General features: G+C 49.4%; 17 protein-coding genes. 15 read left to right on the forward strand and 2 right to left on the reverse strand.

All coding sequences use genetic code 11. The annotated features are described in order from the left end of the window. Positions 1–54 precede the first annotated feature (54 nt). The 4 genes from ispE (at position 55) to DXD12_RS06780 (ending at position 3,571) form a co-directional block, all read left to right on the forward strand. Positions 55–966, forward strand: coding sequence for a 4-(cytidine 5'-diphospho)-2-C-methyl-D-erythritol kinase (ispE, locus tag DXD12_RS06765; protein ID WP_118637866.1), 912 nt, complete (start codon positions 55–57; stop codon positions 964–966). Beyond that, complete coding sequence (locus DXD12_RS06770; protein ID WP_107000683.1) at positions 950–1,630, forward strand: GntR family transcriptional regulator; 681 nt, start codon at positions 950–952, stop codon at positions 1,628–1,630. The genes ispE and DXD12_RS06770 overlap by 17 nt, the downstream gene beginning before the upstream one ends. Beyond that, positions 1,627–2,847 (forward strand): aldo/keto reductase, encoded by a 1,221-nt coding sequence (locus DXD12_RS06775; protein WP_118637868.1) that lies wholly within the window; start codon positions 1,627–1,629, stop codon positions 2,845–2,847. The genes DXD12_RS06770 and DXD12_RS06775 overlap by 4 nt, the downstream gene beginning before the upstream one ends. A 97-nt stretch (positions 2,848–2,944) precedes the next feature. Next, on the forward strand, positions 2,945–3,571 hold the full coding sequence (locus DXD12_RS06780; protein WP_118494273.1) for an HD domain-containing protein: 627 nt from the start codon (positions 2,945–2,947) through the stop codon (positions 3,569–3,571). On the opposite strand, the gene DXD12_RS15145 is transcribed toward DXD12_RS06780, so the two are convergent. Further along, positions 3,516–4,226: a hypothetical protein gene (locus DXD12_RS15145; RefSeq protein WP_147354013.1), complete on the reverse strand. Its 711-nt coding sequence runs from the start codon at positions 4,224–4,226 to the stop codon at positions 3,516–3,518. The genes DXD12_RS06780 and DXD12_RS15145 overlap by 56 nt on opposite strands. A gap of 138 nt (positions 4,227–4,364) precedes the next feature. Here DXD12_RS15145 and DXD12_RS06785 point away from each other — a divergent pair, with 138 nt between their 5' ends. The 3 genes from DXD12_RS06785 to DXD12_RS06795 all read left to right on the forward strand — a co-directional run bounded on the left by DXD12_RS06785 (position 4,365) and on the right by DXD12_RS06795 (position 6,880). Then, a complete protein-coding gene (locus DXD12_RS06785) occupies positions 4,365–5,426 on the forward strand; it encodes a D-alanine--D-alanine ligase family protein (RefSeq protein WP_181357193.1) in 1,062 nt (353 codons plus the stop codon). A gap of 137 nt (positions 5,427–5,563) precedes the next feature. After that, positions 5,564–6,427: a glutamate racemase gene (gene murI, locus DXD12_RS06790; protein ID WP_118637870.1), complete on the forward strand. Its 864-nt coding sequence runs from the start codon at positions 5,564–5,566 to the stop codon at positions 6,425–6,427. 3 nt (positions 6,428–6,430) lie between these two features. Next, complete coding sequence (locus DXD12_RS06795) at positions 6,431–6,880, forward strand: DUF1934 domain-containing protein (protein WP_022360090.1); 450 nt, start codon at positions 6,431–6,433, stop codon at positions 6,878–6,880. 93 nt (positions 6,881–6,973) lie between these two features. On the opposite strand, the gene DXD12_RS06800 is transcribed toward DXD12_RS06795, so the two are convergent. After that, positions 6,974–7,459, reverse strand: coding sequence for a hypothetical protein (locus DXD12_RS06800; protein ID WP_022360091.1), 486 nt, complete (start codon positions 7,457–7,459; stop codon positions 6,974–6,976). Positions 7,460–7,735: 276 nt separating this feature from the next. On the opposite strand from DXD12_RS06800, the gene DXD12_RS06805 reads away from it, so the two are divergent. The 8 genes from DXD12_RS06805 to rpoC all read left to right on the forward strand — a co-directional run bounded on the left by DXD12_RS06805 (position 7,736) and on the right by rpoC (position 20,687). Beyond that, the gene (locus tag DXD12_RS06805; protein ID WP_118637872.1) at positions 7,736–8,401 is read left to right on the forward strand and encodes a GntR family transcriptional regulator; all 666 of its coding nucleotides are present in this window, start codon (positions 7,736–7,738) and stop codon (positions 8,399–8,401) included. 136 nt (positions 8,402–8,537) lie between these two features. Beyond that, positions 8,538–9,323, forward strand: a complete 786-nt coding sequence (locus tag DXD12_RS06810) for a carbon-nitrogen family hydrolase (RefSeq protein WP_118469156.1) — start codon at positions 8,538–8,540, stop codon at positions 9,321–9,323. Between the two features lie 29 nt (positions 9,324–9,352). After that, the gene (locus tag DXD12_RS06815; RefSeq protein WP_118637874.1) at positions 9,353–10,045 is read left to right on the forward strand and encodes a DUF2848 family protein; all 693 of its coding nucleotides are present in this window, start codon (positions 9,353–9,355) and stop codon (positions 10,043–10,045) included. Beyond that, entirely contained in the window at positions 10,045–11,076 is a 1,032-nt protein-coding gene (dctP, locus tag DXD12_RS06820; protein WP_118523691.1) for a TRAP transporter substrate-binding protein DctP, read from the forward strand. Before DXD12_RS06815 ends, dctP begins: the two co-directional genes overlap by 1 nt. An 11-nt stretch (positions 11,077–11,087) precedes the next feature. After that, positions 11,088–11,546, forward strand: coding sequence for a TRAP transporter small permease (locus DXD12_RS06825; RefSeq protein ID WP_118469151.1), 459 nt, complete (start codon positions 11,088–11,090; stop codon positions 11,544–11,546). 11 nt (positions 11,547–11,557) lie between these two features. Next, positions 11,558–12,826, forward strand: coding sequence for a TRAP transporter large permease (locus DXD12_RS06830; RefSeq protein WP_118469150.1), 1,269 nt, complete (start codon positions 11,558–11,560; stop codon positions 12,824–12,826). A gap of 309 nt (positions 12,827–13,135) precedes the next feature. Beyond that, entirely contained in the window at positions 13,136–17,014 is a 3,879-nt protein-coding gene (locus DXD12_RS06835; protein ID WP_107000677.1) for a DNA-directed RNA polymerase subunit beta, read from the forward strand. Positions 17,015–17,036: 22 nt separating this feature from the next. Beyond that, positions 17,037–20,687: a DNA-directed RNA polymerase subunit beta' gene (gene rpoC, locus DXD12_RS06840; protein WP_107000676.1), complete on the forward strand. Its 3,651-nt coding sequence runs from the start codon at positions 17,037–17,039 to the stop codon at positions 20,685–20,687. The last annotated feature ends 112 nt before the right edge of the window (positions 20,688–20,799 follow it).

Genomic DNA, 20,799 nt, shown 5'->3' on the forward strand with positions numbered 1-20,799 from the left:
GAAAAAATACAATCTAGTGTGATTACACTAAGGGAACGATGGGAGGAATGACCGATGATCAGGCATCTGGAGCTGAAAGCATATGGAAAGATCAATCTCGGTCTGGATGTAGTCCGCCGGAGAGAAGACGGCTACCACGAAGTGCGGATGATCATGCAGACGGTGCGCGTGTACGACGCGATCGAACTGAACCGGACGGAGGAAGAGGGAATCCGTCTTTCAACGAACCTTTATTATCTGCCGGACAATGAAAATAACTTAGGTTACCGCGCGGCAAAGCTTCTGATGGATGAGTTTGGAATCCGCGACGGTGTGGAGATCAAGATGAAGAAATTTATCCCGGTGGCAGCTGGGATGGCAGGCGGCAGCAGCGATGCGGCCGCAGTCCTGTTTGGTGTCAACAAGATGTTCGGACTGGGGCTTTCGAAACAGGAGCTGATGGAGCGCGGCGTCCGTCTGGGTGCGGATGTGCCGTACTGTATCATGCGGGGAACGGCTCTTTCAGAGGGAATCGGGGAGATCCTGACACCGCTTCCGCCGATGCCGCAGTGCCGCGTGCTGATTGCCAAACCGGCGGTCAGCGTTTCAACGAAGCATGTGTACGAGAGCTTAAACCTGCCGTCTCTGGGTGCAGAGGCGCATCCGGATATTGATGCGATGCGGGCGGCGATCGAGAAAAAAGACCTCTCCGGCGTCGTTTCACAGCTTGGAAACGTGCTGGAAATGGTGACGATCCCGGAAAATCCGGTGATTCAGACACTCAAAGATAAGATGATAGAGATGGGCGCGGACGGCTCTCTGATGAGCGGGAGCGGTCCAACCGTATTTGGCTTGTTTACGAATCAGGCGGCGGCCCAGGCGGCGTATGAGGAACTCCGCTATGGCAGCAGCCAGGATCTGGCGAAACAGGTATACCTGACTAGTTTTTACAACAGGAAGGGGCATGCAGATGGGGAACAATTTTGAGGTTAAAATGAATGAATATCTCCCACTCAGGGATGTGGTATTCAACACACTCCGGCAGGCGATCTTAAAGGGAGAGCTGGCACCGGGCGAGCGCCTGATGGAGATTCAGCTGGCACAGAAGCTGGGCGTCAGCCGCACCCCGATCCGTGAGGCGATCCGCAAGCTGGAGCTGGAAGGACTTGTTCTGATGATTCCACGGCGCGGCGCGGAGGTGGCGCGGATTTCGGAAAAAAGCCTGAAAGATGTGCTGGAGGTGCGCCGTTCGCTGGAGGAACTGGCGATTGAGCTGGCGTGCCAGCGCATGACGGAAGAAGATATGCAGGCATTGGAAGAAGCACAGAAAGCATTTAAAGCGGCGATTGATCAGGGCGATGCGATGAAGATCGCGGAGACGGATGAGGCATACCATGACGTGATCTACCATTCGACCCGCAACAAGCGTCTGGTGCAGATTTTGAACAACCTGCGTGAGCAGATGTACCGGTTCCGTCTGGAATACATCAAGGACGAGGATAAACGGCAGATTCTGCAGTTAGAGCATGAAAAAATATTGGCAGCACTGCGTCTGCGCCATATGGCGGAGGCAAAGGCGGTAGCCAGGGGACACATAGATAACCAGGAAATTACGGTACTGAAGAATTTAAAGGAGCGGAAGGAAGTATGACATTTAAAGAATTGTACCTGTCCGGTCAGATTCCATTTGAGGAAATCGATCGCTACATTTCCCGCTGGAACCGGTCGGATGATGAGCGGACACTGGCAAAATATCTCGGTCTCAACGCCGATGAGGAGGATGTCTGGATCGATGACAGCGACGAGGCGCTGAAAGAGATGCTGGATAAAAGAGAAAGGGTAGCCGGTACGCCGGTTACCCTTGGAAAGACGGATATTATCGTCAATAAAAATGGATTTGGCGCGCTGCCAATCCAGCGTATTTCTTTTGATGATGCGAAGGTACTGCTTCGCAAGGCGTATGATGCGGGTGTCCGTTTCTTTGATACGGCGCGCTTTTATACGGACAGTGAGGAGAAGATCGGCTATGCGCTGAGCGACGTGCGCGAGCATATCTATATTGCGACCAAGACAGCGGCAACGACGGCGGAAGGCTTCTGGAAGGATCTGGAGACGAGTTTACATAATTTAAAAACAGACTACGTGGACATTTACCAGTTCCACAATCCGGCAGTCTGTCCGAAGCCGGGAGACGGAAGCGGTCTTTATGAGGCGATGCTCGAGGCAAAAGAGCAGGGGAAAATCCGTTTCATCGGCATCACGAACCACCGCATGAGCATTGCGGAGGAGGCGATCGAGTCGGGGCTTTACGATACCCTGCAGTTCCCATTTAATTATCTTTCCACCGAGCGGGAGATCGCGTTGGCGAAGGCCTGTGCGGAGCACGAAATGGGATTTATCGCAATGAAGGGTCTGTCGGGCGGTCTGCTGACCAATTCGGCTGCGATCTATGCCTATATGGCACAGTTTGAGAATGTACTGCCGATCTGGGGTGTACAGAAGGAAAGCGAGCTGGACGAATTTTTAAGCTACATCGGCAATCCACCGGAACTGACGGACGAGCTGAAAGCTGTTATTGAAAAAGACCAGAAAGAGCTGGCAGGTGAATTCTGCCGGGGCTGCGGCTACTGTATGCCGTGTTCGGCAGGAATCGAGATCAACAACTGTGCGCGTATGTCCCTGCTTCTGCGCCGTTCTCCGTCAGCGAGATACCTCTCCCCGGAGGGACAGGCGAAGATGAAGAAGATAGAGGACTGCCTGCATTGCGGACACTGCAAGTCGATGTGCCCGTATGGTCTGGATACGCCGAGGCTTTTGGAGGAGAATTATAAGGATTATAAAGAGGTTCTTGCAGGGAAGAGACTGTAAAGAGAGGATAAATGCAAGAGGCATTTTTCCGTAACTGGGCACGTATGCGTGAACAGTAACTAGAAATGTGGTGAAATAGACCAGGGAGGCGGAAACAATGGATATAAATCAGAAACAGAAAGAACGTCTGGAGCAGCAGTTTGCATTTATCCGGGAGATAGACAAGGAGAAATTTATCGGTCGCCAGACGTATCTGACAGACGGCGAGCGGAAGGAAAATGACGCGGAGCATGCATGGCATATGGCGATCATGACGGTGCTTCTGGCGGAGTATTCCAATGAGCCGATCGATGTGCTGAAAACGGTTACCATGCTTCTGATTCACGATCTGGTCGAGATCGACGCCGGCGACACATATGCCTATGATGAGGAGGCGAAGAAAACCCAGCGGGAGAGAGAATTAAAGGGTGCAGAGCGCATTTTCGGAATGCTGCCGCCGGATCAGGGCGAAAAACTGCGCTCTCTCTGGGATGAATTTGAAGCCGGGGAGACGCCGGAAGCACGGTTTGCACATACGATGGACAACATCCAGCCGACGATGCTCAATGATGCTTCCAATGGAAAGGCGTGGGCGACGCGCGGCGTGCACCTGAGCCAGATTCTTGGAAGAAATAAGAATACCGCCAAGGGATCGGAGACGCTGTGGAACTATTCCTATGAGAATTTCATCACTCCGAGCCTCCGGGAAGGAAAGATAAAAAACGACACGTTACCCGAAGAGTAATCGAATTGTCGGAGGAAGCATGAGCTTTATCCAGCAGACTGCTGTCAGCGGAAACGGCGTGCGTGGCTGCTATTTTTGAGTTCGAAGAAGATTCTGTCGGTTCGGTGGTTATTTTTGAATCTGAAGCTGTTCCAGAACGTTCCGAGTGATTGGAGCAAGTCATCGGGTCAGCTTTAGAGGAAATCAGAGCAGCAGCTTTCTTGTTTACATCAAAAATGATATGCTTCTTTTGCGACAGCCAGTTCATATCGTTATCAAAAATCAGAGCGTCAGAGACGGAATCGGCGCTCTGATTTTTTGAGTTTTCTTCCGGCATGACACCTCCGGACAGGGCGGGCGGCGGATAGAGAACACCCCACCAGTTGTCGATCACATGAGTCTGTAGGATCGGCGGGGCGACCGCGTACGCCAGGACTTTCTGCTGAATCTGGTTTCTGGTAAAAGTCAGAAGAGGCAGGCAGAAAAGCAGAAATAAGAGCATGGAACATAAGGCGAGATGCGGGAGTGTTCCACCGTATAGATGGGAAGGTTTACAGGAACCGGTGGAAAAATGGCGGCATTTATTGGTGACAGGTGGATGAATCCTGGATGTGGGTGACGGACAATTGGGTGACGGACAATTTTCAGGATGGAACGAAATCATTTGATTTATCATAATGGCTCTCCTTTTACTGAAAGAAATCGAATCTTCTTGTCGCAAGTATTGACAGTTATGGTATAATCTAAACTATATTTTGGAATAGCATTCCGGCGTGTGGTGAAGCTTCCCACACCCGGCAGAAAGGCGGATATTATGAAAAAGAGTGTACTTGTGGTATTTGGCGGACAGTCTTCGGAACATATTGTTTCATGTATGTCGGCAATCAATGTCATTAAAAATATAGATACAGAGCGCTATGATGTAACCCTGATCGGAATTACCGAAGAGGGAAAATGGCTGCTGGTTGACTCGGTCGAGCAGATCGAGGATGAGAGCTGGAGAAAGAACACGACGACCGCGATCCTTTCCCCGGATGCAACGGAGAAATCCGTGATCGTCCTGAAAGATGGTAAGGCGGAAATGATCCGCATTGATGTGGTATTCCCGGTTCTGCATGGACTCTGGGGCGAGGACGGCACCATTCAGGGCATCTTTGAGTTGGCAAAAATCCCGTATGTCGGATGCGGTGTGCTGGCGTCCAGCGTTTCGATGGATAAAGTGTATACAAAACAGATTGTTGACCACACAGGCGTGCGCCAGGCGGCATATGAGCTGGTCATCCGCAAAGAACTTGAAAAGATGGATGAGGTTGTGGCACGCATCGAGAACCGGTTCTCATATCCGGTATTTATCAAGCCGTCCAATGCAGGTTCTTCCAGAGGTGTCAGCAAGGCGTCGGATCGCGAAGAGCTGATTGCAGGCTTAAAGGAGGCGGCGCACCATGACCGCAAGATTCTGGTTGAGGAGACGATCGTCGGCCGTGAGATCGAATGTGCGGTCTTTGGAAATGGCACAGAACCGGTCATCGCTTCCGGTGTTGGCGAGATTCTGGCAGCAGCCGATTTCTATGATTTTGATGCGAAATATTACAACGCAGAGTCCAGAACCGTGGTAAATCCAGAGCTTCCGGGCGATGCGACCGAGCGTGTGCGTCAGGCGGCGAGACGTATTTTCAAGGCGGTAGATGGCTATGGTCTGTCGCGTGTCGATTTCTTTGTGACGAAGGACGGCGAGGTTATCTTCAATGAGATCAATACCATGCCGGGCTTTACCGCGATCAGTATGTACCCGATGCTCTTTGAGGCGGCCGGAATCCCGAAGCCGGAGATGGTGACAAAGCTGATTGAACACGGACTGAAACGCTACGAAGCCTAGAAATAAATAAAACTGTTTCAGAATCCTGAAACAGTGTGAATGAATCTGCTTTTGGACGTTTTGTGATTCGATATACACAGATGCCCGGGAAAAAATGGAAACATGACAATAAGAATTTTGCCGAAAGGAAGGTAAACATGGATAGAAATGCCCCGATCGGAGTTTTTGATTCAGGCATCGGCGGTCTGACGGTAGCCCGTGAGATCATGCGTCAGATGCCGCAGGAGCGCATCGTATACTTTGGAGATACGGCGCGCGTTCCATATGGAAGCAAATCGCAGGAGACGGTACTGCGCTATTCCCGCCAGATCATCCGTTTTCTGAAAACACAGGGAGTCAAGGCGATCGTGATTGCCTGCAACACGGCCTCGGCGTGTGCACTGGAGACGGTCAAACAGGAATTGGATATCCCGATCATCGGGGTTATCTACGCGGGCGCGCGCACGGCTGCCGAGGCAACCCATAATGGAAAGATTGGCGTGATTGGAACCGAGGCGACCATCCGGAGCGGTATTTATACCAGAGAAATGCAGAAGCTGCGCCCGGATATTGAGGTCATTGGAAAACCGTGTCCGCTCTTTGTGCCGCTGGTGGAGGAAGGACTCTTTCATGATTCGGTAACAGACGAGATTGCCTCCCGGTATCTTTCTTCGCTGAAAGAAAAATACATTGATACGCTGGTTATGGGATGTACGCATTATCCGCTGCTGCGTTCGACGTTGCATCGGCTGATGGGCGACGAGGTGACTTTGGTAAATCCGGCATATGAGACGGCGATTGAACTTAAAACTCTGCTGCGGGACATGGATCTGACACGCAGTTCGGAGGATCTGGAACGTTTTTCGGAGGAAAACAGCCGCCGCGCTGCTGCCGGGGAGCCGATTCTTGACCAGTATCAGTTCTTTGTCAGCGACCGGGCGGAGAATTTCACGCGTTTTGCCAAGGCGATTCTGCCAAAAGAGGTAAAAGACACGAAACAGATTAACATTGAGGAGTATTAAAATATGACGAAAGATGTGCTTGTATCCGTGCGCGGTGCCCATATTGCGGACGGGGAGACGAATAACCTAGAGGTTATCACGGCAGGCAGCTATTATTTCAAAAATGGCAAGCATTATATCATCTATGATGAGATACTGGAAGGCGAGGAAGGAAGCATCCGCAATACCATCAAAGCCAATGCGGACAGCGTCGATATGATCAAGGGAGGCGATGCGCGGGCGCATATGATTTTTCAGGAGAACCGTCCGAATGTCAGCTGTTATGTGACTCCATACGGTCAGATGATCGTGGGCGTCACGACCGACCGCATCAAGATCAATGAAGGTCCGGATCATCTGAAAATCCAGATTGATTATACGCTGGAACTCAACTATGAGCAGACCAGCCAGAGCCATATTGAAATTGATGTGAAATCGAAGGCGACGGCGAAATTGAACCTGAAAGAGCAGTAAATATAAAAGAATATAGAAACAAAGAAATAAAATCGGTGAATCAAAAATCCCGGAAACGTGTAATCAGTTACATTTCCGGGATTTTAAGATCCATTATTTATTTTTCTTGGACTTGGAAGCTTCTTTCTTTGCTGCCTCTTCTGTATTTTTCTTGAAACGGTCAAAGAATTTTTTCTTCTTCGGCAGCGGCGGGATGCCTCCGCGCACGCTCTTGATCTCTGTGATATAAAGACCGCTGATGACAACCTTTGCCTCGGTGCGGAGCGGTAACTGAAGGAATACCTTCTCATCCGCGATCATGGTCACAACCTTCGGTCCGATCTTAGCCTTTACGATCGGGAGCTTCGCCCACTTCATATACCATGGAGTCTGGTCAATAACCATCTTCGGGAGACCGGAATCTCCGATTTTCAGTTTCTTTTTGTCAATCGCCAGAATCGAAACTGTCTGTTTCGAAGCGTCGATCATAGTCTGCTGCTCTGCCTGACGTTTCTGCATCCGGGAACCCAGAATATACAGTACGACAAGAAGGATAGCCAGAATGACGATAATAACTAGCAGTACATTCCAAAATGACATATATATACCTCCGTTGTAGATAGCGGCGGGACGAAAATCCAATCCCATTTCGCATGGAACACGAAAATAACCGCGCAATTACTATGTATTATAGCATTGGAGTGGGGAAATGGCAAGAAAAAGCTGAATCTGTAAGTGCTGGTGTAAGTGCTGGCAGGGTCAGAAAACCTGCAAATAGCTTGACAATTAGAGTGACTGTGTGATATGCATATGATAGTTGATATATGAGGGATGATAACATATATTAGCATTGAAGTTGATGGATGTGAGGGAAGTATGGTAGAAAAACAGCTGGGGTATAAATACCAGGTATATAACGAAATAAAAAAGGGGATCATGACGGGCGTTTATCCCCCGGGGTTCGTGATGAATGAGAGAAAATTGTCAGAAGAACTCGGAATCAGCCGCACGCCGATCCGTGAGGGGATGCAGATGCTTGCCAGAGATGGCTGGCTGCAGATGGAAACCTATAAGGGAACGGTGGTGCGTGAATTTGACCCGCATTATATGTGGGAGCTGACTCGTGTCAGAAGCGCGCTGGAGTTATCTGCGATCGAGGATGCTGTGAAAAATGTCACAGAGAAAGATCTGAAATGTCTGGAAGAGATTCAGAAGAAACAGAAGGAAGTCCTGGAACATTATGATATTACGAGATTTATTCAGCTGGATCGGGAATTTCATACCTATATCTACCAGATGAGCCAGAACCGTGAGCTTTTAAAACTGCTGAGCAATTATTATGATATGTTCCGCTTTATGGGAATGCAGGCAGTGAGGGGAACGGATAAACGGCGTCAGACAACGATCGATGAACACCAGGGAATTTTAGACGCTTTGAAACAGAAAAATGTGGAAGCGGCAGTTCGGGCGATGAAGATCCATATGGAGGAAACAGAAAAAAATATCAACCAGAACCATGCAATGAAGCAAAATGTCAGATAAAATTGGAAGATCATCCAAAAAGAGATTTCGGTTTTTGTGAAAAGAGTAGATTGACGATAAAAAAAGAGAGTGTTATTATTCTAATTGTTGGTATACCAAATACCGAATACCAAATACCGTAAAATGGAGGTCAGGTATGAGAGTTGCGATGATTCAGATGGATATGCAGTTGGGGAAGCCGGAGGCAAATTTTGAAAAAGCAGAAAAGCTGGTCCGGATGGCTGCAGAGCTGAAACCGGATGTGATCACACTTCCGGAGACATGGAACACCGGTTTTTTTCCGAGAGAAAATCTGAAAGAGGTGTCGGATGTGAATTTGGAACAGACCAAAAAGCTGTTTTCCAGATTGGCGAAAGAATACCGTGTCAATATAATTGCCGGTTCCGTGGCAAATTGCCGGGATGAGAAGATTTATAATACAGCCGCTGTCTTTAACCGGGACGGCGAAGTGGTGATGGAATATGACAAGGTGCATCTGTTCAGCCCGTCCGGCGAACATGAGTATTTTGAACATGGAAAAAACATCTGCAATTTTGAATTGGATGGAATCCCGTGCAGTCTGGTAATTTGTTATGATATCCGGTTCCCGGAACTGATTCGTTCCGAGATGCTTGCGGGTTCAAAAGTCCAGTTTGTGGTAGCACAGTGGCCGGATACGAGACTTCTTCACTGGGATACCTTGAACAGGGCGAGGGCAATTGAAAGTCAGAGCTTTTTATGCTGTACTAATTCGGTCGGAACGGCTGGAAATACAAAGTGCGGCGGACATTCTGCCGTCTATGGACCGATGGGAGAGTGCTTGGTGCTGGGCGGAGAAGCGGAACAGATACTGATGGCAGATATGGAGATTGGAGCAGTCGATGGGGTCAGAGATTCGATCAATGTTTATCGGGATCGGCTGCCGGAAGTATATAAGATATAAAAGAGGGAATGGAATAAGGAGGAAACAGGATGGATACAATGTGTTTTACGGTTCAGGGAAAGAACGGAGAAAAGCCGCTGGAGCTGAATTATGAGAGGGTGTTTGCCATTGGATATGCAGGCAGAAACATTGAAAAGACGATGGAGCATATCAAAGAACTGGAACGGGAATTAGGCGTTCCGGCACCGAAGAAAATACCGACCATTTTCCAGTGTGGCAATTACGTTTTAACACAGGAAAAGAAACTGGCGTTTGTGGGCGAAAAGACCTGTGGAGAAGTCGAGTATGTGATTGTCATTAAAGATAAGACGATTTACATCGGATTGGGAAGCGACCACACAGACCGGGAGCTTGAGGCAGCCAGTGTTCCTAAAGCGAAACAGATTTGTGCGAAGCCGATTTGCGATACCGTTTGGGAGTACGAGGATGTCAAGGATCACTGGGATGAGATAGAGCTTCATTCCTGGCAGACATTGGACGGAATGGAAGTTTTATATCAGGAGGGAACGTTGGCAGATATTCTCCCAGTGGAGACCATCTTAAAAGAACTGGACGAGCGGGTTGGCGGAATTGATAATTGTGTGATCTTTTCCGGAACGGTCCCGGTCAAGGATGGATTCCGTTTCGGCAGTAAATTCCGCTATGAGATGGAAGATAAAAAGTTGAACCGGAAGTTATCGTCGGAGTATGAAGTGGATGTCATCAGCGAGGAGGAACGGTAATGAAAAAAGGTTGGGCAGGGACGTTCGCGGTACTTGTCTTGGGAGCAACGGTGTTGACCGGCTGCGGCAGTACATCAGACAGCGGACATATCAAGTTGAAAATAGCGACAGTTGGAAATGAGAAGCACCAGTCAACGATGGCGGCAGCGGCATTTCAGGAAAAGCTGGAGGAACTGGCAGGTGATCGGTTCGAAGTGACGATTTACCCGAGCGCGCAGCTGGGCGGTGAGCGCGAAATGGCGGAAGGCGTCAAGATTGGTTCGATAGAGCTTGCGATTGTAACAACGGATGGCGCGCTTCCAAGCTTCGTGCCGGAGACGCAGGTTCTGGCAATCCCGTATCTCTTTGCAGATAAGCAGGAAGCATACTATGTCCTGGATAATACGCTGCAGAAAGAACTGGAACCGAAGTTTGAGGCACAGGGCTTTAAACACCTGGGTTTCTGTGAGTTAGGCTTCCGTCATTTTACGAATAATAAAAAAGAAGTGACCAAGGCATCCGACATGAAGGGATTATCGATCCGTGTACAGGAGTCGCCGATCTGGTTCTCATTGGCAGATCACCTTGGATTTATTGCGACGCCGATCGCATTTAACGAGCTTTATACTGCTCTTCAGCAGGGAACCGTAGATGGTCAGGAAAACCCGATCGCGTCTATTTCCAGTTCTGCGTTTGATGAAGTGCAGAAATATATGGTTCTGGATGGTCACACATATGCGCCGGAAAGCATGATCATGAACCTTGACTTTTATAATAAACTGACCGATGAAGATCGTGCTTGGATTGATGAGGCGGCTGAATACGCAAAAGATACACAGCGTCAGGAAGTAACGGACATGGAAGAAGAGATGCTTGCGTCGATTGAAGCGAACGGCGTAAAGGTATGCAAGGATCCAGATTTACAGTCCTTCCAGGATGCAACGGCCAGCCTGTATCAGGAACCGGCTGTAACGGCACTGGTTCCGCCGGAATTGACGGAAAAGGTAAAACAGGCGGTTGAAGAGTATAGAAATACGCATGGGAAAGAATAGGGGGATGGGAAATGTCTGGTCTGGTCGATAAGATTACAAAAGCTGTCATGGGAATCAGCGCGATTGTGGTATTTGTCATTACCTTTTTACAGGTTTTATGCCGCTTTGTTTTAAAATCTCCGCTTCCGTGGAGTACGGATATCCTGCGTTTGGCATTTACCTATCTGGTATTCTGGGGCGCTGCGTGGTGTGTGCGGGAAAAGGAACACCTGAACGTGGATGTTCTGCTGATGTCGTTTCCAGTTAAAATCCGCAAGGTGGTGGAACTGGGAATTGACCTGGTATTGTCTCTCTTTTTCATTTTTATGATTGTATTTGGAATTAAATTCTGTGCGTTTGGATGGACGCAGACGACTTCCTATCTGCCGATTCCAATGAGTGTTTACTATGCAAGTATTCCAAGTGCCGGAGCGATTATGCTGTTCTATATGATTAAAAATATGGCAGAGCAGCTGAAAAAGAATGATTAGGAGGGAAAGGTATGATTTATATTGTCTTATTATTTGTCTTGTTTTTAATAGGAATTCCGATCTGCTTTTCACTCGGAATGGTATCGGTGGCTGGAATTATCCAGGGAGGAACCCCGTTAATTGTTGTTATCCAGAGAATGTTCACCGGTGCTGACAGCACGGCGCTGATTGCGATTCCGCTGTTTATCCTTGCCGGAGGTCTGATGGTTCAGGGCGGTATTTCCAGAAGAATCGTCGATTTTGCCGATGCGCTGATCGGACATTTTCCAAGTGGTCTGGCACTGGTAAGTATTCTGGCGTGTATGTTCTTTGCGGCGATCACAGGTTCTGCGATCGCGGCAACCGCAGCGATCGGTGGCATTATGATTCCGATCATGCGTGAGAAAAACTATGAAGATACGTTTTCGGCTCCGTTAATCGCCTGCGGCGGTTCGATTGGACCGATCATTCCTCCGAGTATTCCACTTCTGCTATACGGAACGATGGCAGGTGTGAGCGTTGGTAAATTGTTTATCGGTGGATTTATCCCGGGCATTATCATGGGACTCGGACTGATGATTTACAGTTATTATGTAGGAAAAAAGAGACATTATGTAGGACGTGAGAAAAAGGCGAGCCGTGAGGAGAGAATCCGTACCGGAAAAGATGCCCTTCTTGCCCTGATTATGCCGATTATCATCATTGGAGGTATCTTATCTGGTATTTTTACGGCAACCGAGTCCGGCGCTATCGCGTGTGCATATGCGATTATCATCGGCGGTTTTGTTTACCGGGAGTTAAAGCCGTCCAAGATGTTTGACCTCTTTGTGGACTGTGCAAAATCAACGGGACAGGTTTTAATCGTTGTGTCCTGTGCGAGCCTGTTTACCTGGGTTATCACGGTTGCACAGGTTCCGCAGACCGTCAGCGCCCTGCTGTCCAGCACGGTCAGCAACAAATATGTATTGTTGATGATCATCAATGTGATTCTGTTAATTGCAGGCACCTTCATCGATACGACAAGCGCGCTGGTTATCTTTACCCCACTCTTCCTGCCGCTTGTTAAGGCAATGGGAATTGACCTGATCCATTTTGGCCTGGTCATGGCAGTCAACCTGACAATTGGTATGTGTACGCCTCCGCTGGGCGTGTGCCTGTTTGTATCGGGATCGATTGCCAAGGTAAGCCTGAAAGACCAGATGCGGGATTTGCTCCCTATGTTAGCAGTCCTTCTGATTGTCCTTTTGGTGATTACCTATATTCCACAGACCGTTACATTTTTACCGAATTTATTTGCATAAAATTTCTATAAAAAATCGGACGCCGCTATCATCTGGGGAGCGGCGTCTGTTGTCTGTCCGGATTCTGGCGTTTCTTGAGAAAACTTTTTCATAATCATTCCAAATTTATTCCAAATCTATCAAAAAAACCACTTGACACCCATCAAATCCCATGCTAAGATGGAGAATGCACTATTGTGGAAAACTGTGTTTTCCGGGTATTCGTATGCCCAAATGACAGTGCAGCTCCGTCAGCATGAAACAAGGCTGGTTCGGAGATGGAAAAATGCAAACCATAGAGATAGAAAGAAAACAGGGGTGAAACATCGAATGGAGAAAAGCAGGATGCGTCCGGTAAAAACCGGTAAAGGTGTAAGGATGACCTTCTCAAGACAAAAAGAAGTTCTGGAAATGCCGAATTTGATTGAGATTCAGAAAAACTCGTATCAGTGGTTCCTGGATGAGGGACTGAAAGAAGTGTTTGCTGATATCTCCCCGATCACGGATTTCGCAGGTCACTTGAGTCTGGAATTTGTGGATTTTACACTGTGTAAAAACGATATCAAATATACGATCGAAGAGTGCAAAGAGCGCGATGCGACCTATGCAGCTCCTCTGAAGGTAAAGGTAAGACTTTGCAATAAAGATAAAGATGAGATCAATGAACATGAGATTTTCATGGGTGATCTTCCACTTATGACCGACACCGGCTCCTTCGTTATCAACGGAGCGGAGCGAGTTATCGTCAGCCAGCTTGTTCGTTCCCCTGGTATTTATTATGGAATCGCGCACGATAAGATCGGTACAGAGTTATACAGCTGCACCGTTATCCCGAACCGGGGTGCCTGGCTGGAGTATGAGACAGATTCCAACGACATTTTCTACGTGCGTGTAGACCGGACCAGAAAAGTTCCTGTTACTGTTCTGATCCGTGCTCTTGGTTACGGTACTAACGCCGAGATCATTGACCTGTTCGGCGATGAGCTGAAACTGGAGAAGAGCTTCGAGAAGGATCCGTCCAACAACTACCAGGATGGTCTTCTGGAATTATATAAGAAGATTCGTCCGGGTGAGCCGCTTTCCGTAGACAGCGCAGAGAGCCTGTTAAACAGCATGTTCTTCGATCCGCGCCGCTACGATCTGGCAAAGGTAGGTCGTTATAAATTCAATAAAAAGCTTCACTTTAAGAACCGTATCGTAGGTCACGTTCTGGCTGAGGATGTGGTTGATACAACTACCGGAGAGATTCTGGCGGAGCAGGGAACCAAGGTCACCAAGGAACTTGCTACTGACATCCAGAACGCAGGCGTTCCGTTTGTATGGATTCAGGGTGAGAAGAAGAATCACAAGGTTCTTTCTAACATGATGGTAGATCTGGGCGCTTATGTGAATTTCGATCCGGAAGAAGTAGGCGTCACAGAGTTAGTATTCTATCCGGTTCTCCAGGGTATTCTGGAAGAAAATGCCGGCGCTTCTGATGAGGAATTAAAAGAGATTATCCGCAGAGATATCCATGACCTGATTCCGAAGCACATTACGAAGGAAGATATCATCGCTTCCATCAACTACAACATGCATCTGGAAGGCGGCATCGGCAATCCAGATGATATCGACCATCTGGGCAACCGTCGTATCCGTGCGGTCGGCGAGCTGCTTCAGAACCAGTACCGTATCGGTCTGTCCCGTATGGAGCGTGTGGTACGTGAGCGTATGACAACACAGGACATGGAAGGTGTTTCTGCCCAGTCCCTGATCAATATCAAGCCGGTTACAGCAGCAGTCAAGGAGTTCTTCGGAAGTTCCCAGCTGTCCCAGTTCATGGATCAGAACAACCCGCTGTCCGAGCTGACCCATAAGAGACGTCTTTCCGCCCTGGGTCCTGGCGGTCTGTCAAGAGACCGTGCCGGATTCGAGGTACGAGATGTACACTACACACACTATGGCCGTATGTGCCCGATCGAGACACCTGAGGGACCGAACATCGGTCTGATCAACTCCCTGGCATCTTACGCACGTGTCAATGAGTACGGTTTCATCGAAGCTCCGTACCGTGTAGTAGATAAAACCGATCCGTCCAACCCGGTTGTTACGGATGAGGTTGTATACCTGACAGCAGACGAGGAAGATAACTTCGTTGTTGCACAGGCAAACGAGCAGTTAGACGAAGAAGGACACTTCGTCCACAATAACGTATCTGGTCGATTCCGTGAGGAGACCTCCGAGTTCCAGAAGAAGAAAATCGACCTGATGGACGTATCCCCGAAGATGGTATTCTCCGTAGCTACTTCCATGATTCCGTTCCTGCAGAACGACGATGCGAACCGTGCTCTGATGGGATCGAACATGCAGCGTCAGGCGGTACCGCTTCTGACCACCGAGAGAGCCGTTGTCGATACCGGTATTTCCGCGAAGGCAGCTGTTGACTCCGGTGTGTGTGTCGTTGCAAAGAATGCCGGTGTGGTTGAGCGCTCCGCTTCCAACGAGATCATCATCAAGAGAGATTCCGATGGAAACCGCGATGTATACCATCTGACAAAATTCAAGAGAAGTAACCAGTCCAACTGCTACAATCAGAAACCGATTGTATACAAGAATGACCATGTCGAAGCTGGCGAGGTTATCGCAGATGGTCCGTCCACCTGCAACGGTGAGATCGGTCTGGGCAAAAACCCGCTGATCGGCTTCATGACCTGGGAAGGCTACAACTATGAGGATGCCGTTCTTCTGTCTGAGCGTCTGGTTCAGGAGGATGTATATACCTCCGTCCATATCGAGGAATACGAGGCAGAAGCACGTGATACCAAGCTGGGACCGGAAGAGATCACAAGAGATGTTCCGGGTGTCGGCGAGGATGCACTGAAAGATCTGGACGAGCGCGGTATCATCCGCATTGGTGCAGAGGTTCGTGCCGGTGATATCCTGGTAGGTAAGGTTACTCCGAAGGGAGAGACCGAGCTGACCGCAGAAGAGCGCCTGTTACGTGCGATCTTCGGTGAGAAGGCAAGAGAGGTTCGTGATACTTCCCTGAAAGTACCGCATGGTGCATACGGTATCATCATTGATGCGAAGGTATTTACAAGAGAGAACGGCGACGAGCTGGCTCCGGGTGTAAATAAGACCGTTCGTATCTACATTGCACAGAAGAGAAAGATTTCCGTCGGCGATAAGATGGCTGGTCGTCATGGTAACAAGGGTGTCGTTTCCCGTGTACTTCCGGTTGAGGATATGCCGTTCCTTCCGAATGGCCGTCCGCTCGACATCGTACTGAACCCATTGGGCGTACCGTCCCGTATGAATATCGGACAGGTCCTGGAGATTCATTTAAGCCTTGCTGCCAAAGCACTTGGTTTTGATGTATCCACCCCGATTTTCGACGGAGCAGACGAGAAAGATATTCAGAACACTCTGGAGATGGCAAATGACTATGTCAACACCTCCTGGGAAGAGTTCGAAGCAAAATATAAAGATATTGTAGATCCGGAAGTTATGGAGTATCTGGGTACCCATCTGGAGCACAGAAAACTCTGGAAGGGCGTTCCGATCGGACGTGACGGTAAAGTCCGCCTGAGAGATGGACGTACCGGCGAATACTTCGACAGCCCGGTTACAATCGGACACATGCATTACCTGAAACTGCATCATCTGGTTGATGATAAGATTCATGCACGTTCCACAGGTCCTTACTCCCTCGTTACACAGCAGCCGCTGGGTGGTAAAGCTCAGTTCGGTGGCCAGCGTTTCGGAGAGATGGAGGTTTGGGCTCTGGAGGCGTATGGCGCATCCTATACGCTGCAGGAGATCCTGACCGTGAAGTCCGATGATGTGGTAGGTCGTGTGAAGACATACGAGGCAATCATCAAGGGCGAGAATATTCCGGAGCCGGGTATTCCGGAGTCCTTCAAGGTACTCTTAAAAGAGCTTCAGTCCCTGGGTCTGGATGTCAGAGTTCTGGCAGAAGACGGTTCCGAGATCGAGCTCAAGGAGAACATCGACGAAGGCGATACCGATCTTCGTTCCGTCATCGAGGGTGACAGCAAGCGTTACTCTCAGAATGAGTCCTTCGGCAACTACGGTTACCAGGAGCAGGAATTTAAAGATGGTGAGCTGACCGATGTAGAGCATGATGAGTATACAGCAGAGGCAGACGGCTATACAGACGATGACTATGCAGACGTTTCCGATGATAATGGATCTGACGACGAAGAATAATCGATAGGAGGGAGTACCGCTCATGCCAGAGACAAATGAAACATATCAACCATTGACATTTGACGCAATCAAGATCGGTTTGGCATCCCCTGAAAAGATTCTGGAGTGGTCTCACGGCGAGGTTAAAAAGCCGGAGACCATCAACTACAGAACATTAAAGCCGGAGAAAGACGGCCTGTTCTGTGAGAGAATCTTTGGACCGAGCAAGGACTGGGAGTGCCACTGTGGTAAATATAAAAAAATCAGATATAAAGGTGTTATCTGTGACCGCTGCGGCGTTGAGGTTACAAAAGCCAGCGTCCGCCGTGAGCGCATGGGTCATATCGAGCTTGCAGCTCCGGTTTCCCACATCTGGTATTTCAAGGGAATTCCGAGCCGCATGGGTCTGATTCTGGACATTTCTCCGAGAACTCTGGAGAAGGTTCTGTACTTCGCTTCCTATATCGTGCTGGATCCGGGACAGACCGGACTGCAGATGAAGCAGGTTCTGTCTGAGAAGGAGTACCGTGACGAGATCGAGAAATACGGTTACGGTTCTTTCCGTGTCGGCATGGGTGCCGAGGCGATTCAGGAGCTTTTAAAGGCGATCGACCTGGAGAAGGATTCTGAGGATCTGAGAAACCAGTTACAGGATGCAACCGGACAGAAGCGTGCCCGCATCATCAAGCGTCTGGAAGTCGTAGAGGCATTCAGAAATTCCGGCAACAAACCGGAGTGGATGATCATGACCGTTGTCCCGGTTATCCCGCCGGATATCCGTCCGATGGTACAGTTGGATGGCGGACGTTTCGCAACTTCCGACTTAAACGATCTGTATCGTCGTATTATCAACCGTAACAACCGTCTGGCAAGACTTCTGGAGCTCGGCGCACCGGATATCATCGTGCGCAACGAGAAACGTATGCTTCAGGAGGCAGTTGACGCATTAATTGATAATGGCCGCCGTGGCCGTCCAGTTACCGGTCCTGGCAACCGTGCCCTCAAGTCCCTTTCTGATATGTTAAAGGGTAAACAGGGACGTTTCCGTCAGAACCTTCTGGGTAAGCGAGTTGACTATTCTGGACGTTCCGTTATCGTCGTAGGACCGGAGTTAAAGATTTACCAGTGCGGTCTGCCGAAAGAGATGGCGATCGAGCTGTTTAAACCGTTCGTTATGAAAGAGCTGGTTTCCAACGGAACCGCTCATAACATTAAAAATGCAAAGAAGATGGTAGAGCGCCTTCAGCCGGAGGTTTGGGACGTTCTCGAGGATGTAATCAAAGAGCATCCGGTTATGTTAAACCGTGCTCCTACACTGCATCGTCTGGGTATCCAGGCATTCGAGCCGATTCTGGTAGAAGGTAAGGCAATCAAGCTGCATCCGCTTGTTTGTACCGCGTTCAACGCCGATTTCGATGGCGACCAGATGGCGGTACATCTTCCGCTTTCCGTGGAGGCACAGGCAGAGTGCCGTTTCCTGCTGCTTTCCCCGAACAACCTGTTAAAACCGTCCGATGGTGGTCCGGTAGCCGTTCCTTCCCAGGATATGGTACTTGGTATTTACTATCTGACCCAGGAACGTCCGGGCGCCAAGGGCGAGGGCATGGCATTCAAGAGCATCAACGAGGCGATTCTTGCATACGAGAACAAGGTTGTTACCCTGCATTCCCGTGTCAAAGTAAGAGTAACCCGCACGATGCCGGATGGCACAACGAAGACTGGTATCATCGAGTCTACCGTTGGACGTTTCATCTTCAACGAGATCATCCCGCAGGATCTGGGCTTCGTAGACCGTTCCCAGAAAGAGAACGAGCTGAAACTGGAAGTTGACTTCCACGTAGGCAAGAAGCAGTTAAAGCAGATTCTGGAGAAGGTTATCAATGTCCATGGTGCAACCCAGACAGCGATCACCCTGGATGATATCAAGGCGATTGGCTACAAGTTCTCTACACGTGCAGCCATGACCGTATCGATTTCCGATATGACCGTACCGGCAAGCAAACCGAAGCTGATTGCTGACGCGCAGGCAACGGTTGACCATATCGCAAAGAACTTCCGCCGTGGTCTTATCACAGAGGAAGAGCGTTACAAAGAAGTTATCGAGACCTGGAAGGCAACCGATGATCAGCTGACTCACGACCTGCTGACAGGACTTGACAAATATAACAACATCTTCATGATGGCTGACTCCGGTGCGCGAGGATCGGATAAGCAGATTAAACAGCTTGCTGGTATGCGAGGACTGATGGCAGATACGACCGGTCATACGATTGAACTTCCTATCAAGTCCAACTTCCGTGAGGGTCTGGACGTACTGGAGTACTTCATCTCCGCACACGGAGCTCGAAAAGGTATGTCCGATACGGCTCTGCGTACTGCCGACTCTGGTTACCTGACCAGACGTCTGGTAGACGTATCCCAGGATCTGATCGTCCGCGAGGAGGACTGCTGCTGGGATAAGCCGGAGATTCCGTATATGGAGATCAAGGCATTCATGGATGGTCAGGAAACCATCGAGACATTGCAGGAGCGTATCACAGGACGTTTCATCGCTGAGACAATCACAGACCCGGATACAGGTGAAGTGGTGATCGAGAAGAATCATATGTGTACGCCGAAGCGTGCAGCGGCTGTTATGGCAGCATTGAAGAAACAGGGCAGAGATTCCATCAAGATCCGTACCGTCCTGACCTGTAAATCCCATATCGGTGTGTGTGCGAAGTGCTACGGTGCCAACATGGCAACCGGTCAGCCGGTCCAGGTCGGTGAGGCAGTCGGCATCATCGCGGCACAGTCCATCGGTGAGCCTGGTACACAGCTGACCATGCGTACGTTCCACTCGGGCGGCGTTGCCGGTGGCGATATCACACAGGGTCTTCCGCGTGTCGAGGAGCTTTTCGAGGCACGTAAGCCGAAGGGACTTGCTATCATCGCTGAGTTCGGCGGTGTGGCAACCATCAAAGATACCAAGAAGAAACGTGAGATCATTATCACGGATAATGAGACGGGCAATTCCAAGACATACCTGATTCCTTACGGCTCCCGTATCAAGATTCAGGACGGCGCGGTTCTGGAGGCTGGTGACGAGCTGACCGAAGGTAGCGTGAACCCGCACGATATTCTGAAGATCAAGGGCGTCCGCGCCGTACAGGATTACATGATCCAGGAAGTACAGCGTGTATACCGCTTACAGGGTGTAGAAATCAACGATAAGCATATCGAGATGATCGTACACCAGATGTTAAAGAAGATTAAGATTGAGGAAAGTGGAGATTCCGACGTACTGCCGGGCGTATCCATGGATGTACTCGATTTCAACGAGATGAACGAGGCGCTGGAAGCTGAGGGCAAAGAGCCGGCGATCGGACGTCAGGTTATGCTGGGTATCACCAAGGCATCTCTGGCAACCGACTCCTTCTTATCCGCTGCATCCTTCCAGGAGACAACCAAGGTTCTGACCGAGGCTGCCATCAACGGAAAGGTAGATAAGCTGATTGGTCTGAAGGAGAACGTTCTGATTGGTAAGCTGATTCCGGCTGGTACCGGTATGAAGCGTTACCGCTCCATCAAGCTGAACACAGATGTTGAGGAAGAGGATGATATCGATCTGGCAGAGGACGACTTCAACGAGCCGGCTGAACTGGACGAGGCAGACAAGATTGTACTCAACGAGGATGAGCTGAGTGAAGAATAATTAAAAATGAAAAACGGAATCGTTTTTTGGAGATCGCCGCAGAGATGCGGCGGTCTTTTTTTGTGCCAATGATGCGCACTCGCGCGAAGCTGTAGGTTGTCGCAAGCGACCG

Origin of the sequence: Clostridium sp. TF11-13AC (assembly GCF_003481065.1) — a bacterium.
GTDB classification, from domain to species: domain Bacteria; phylum Bacillota; class Clostridia; order Lachnospirales; family Lachnospiraceae; genus Otoolea; species Otoolea fessa.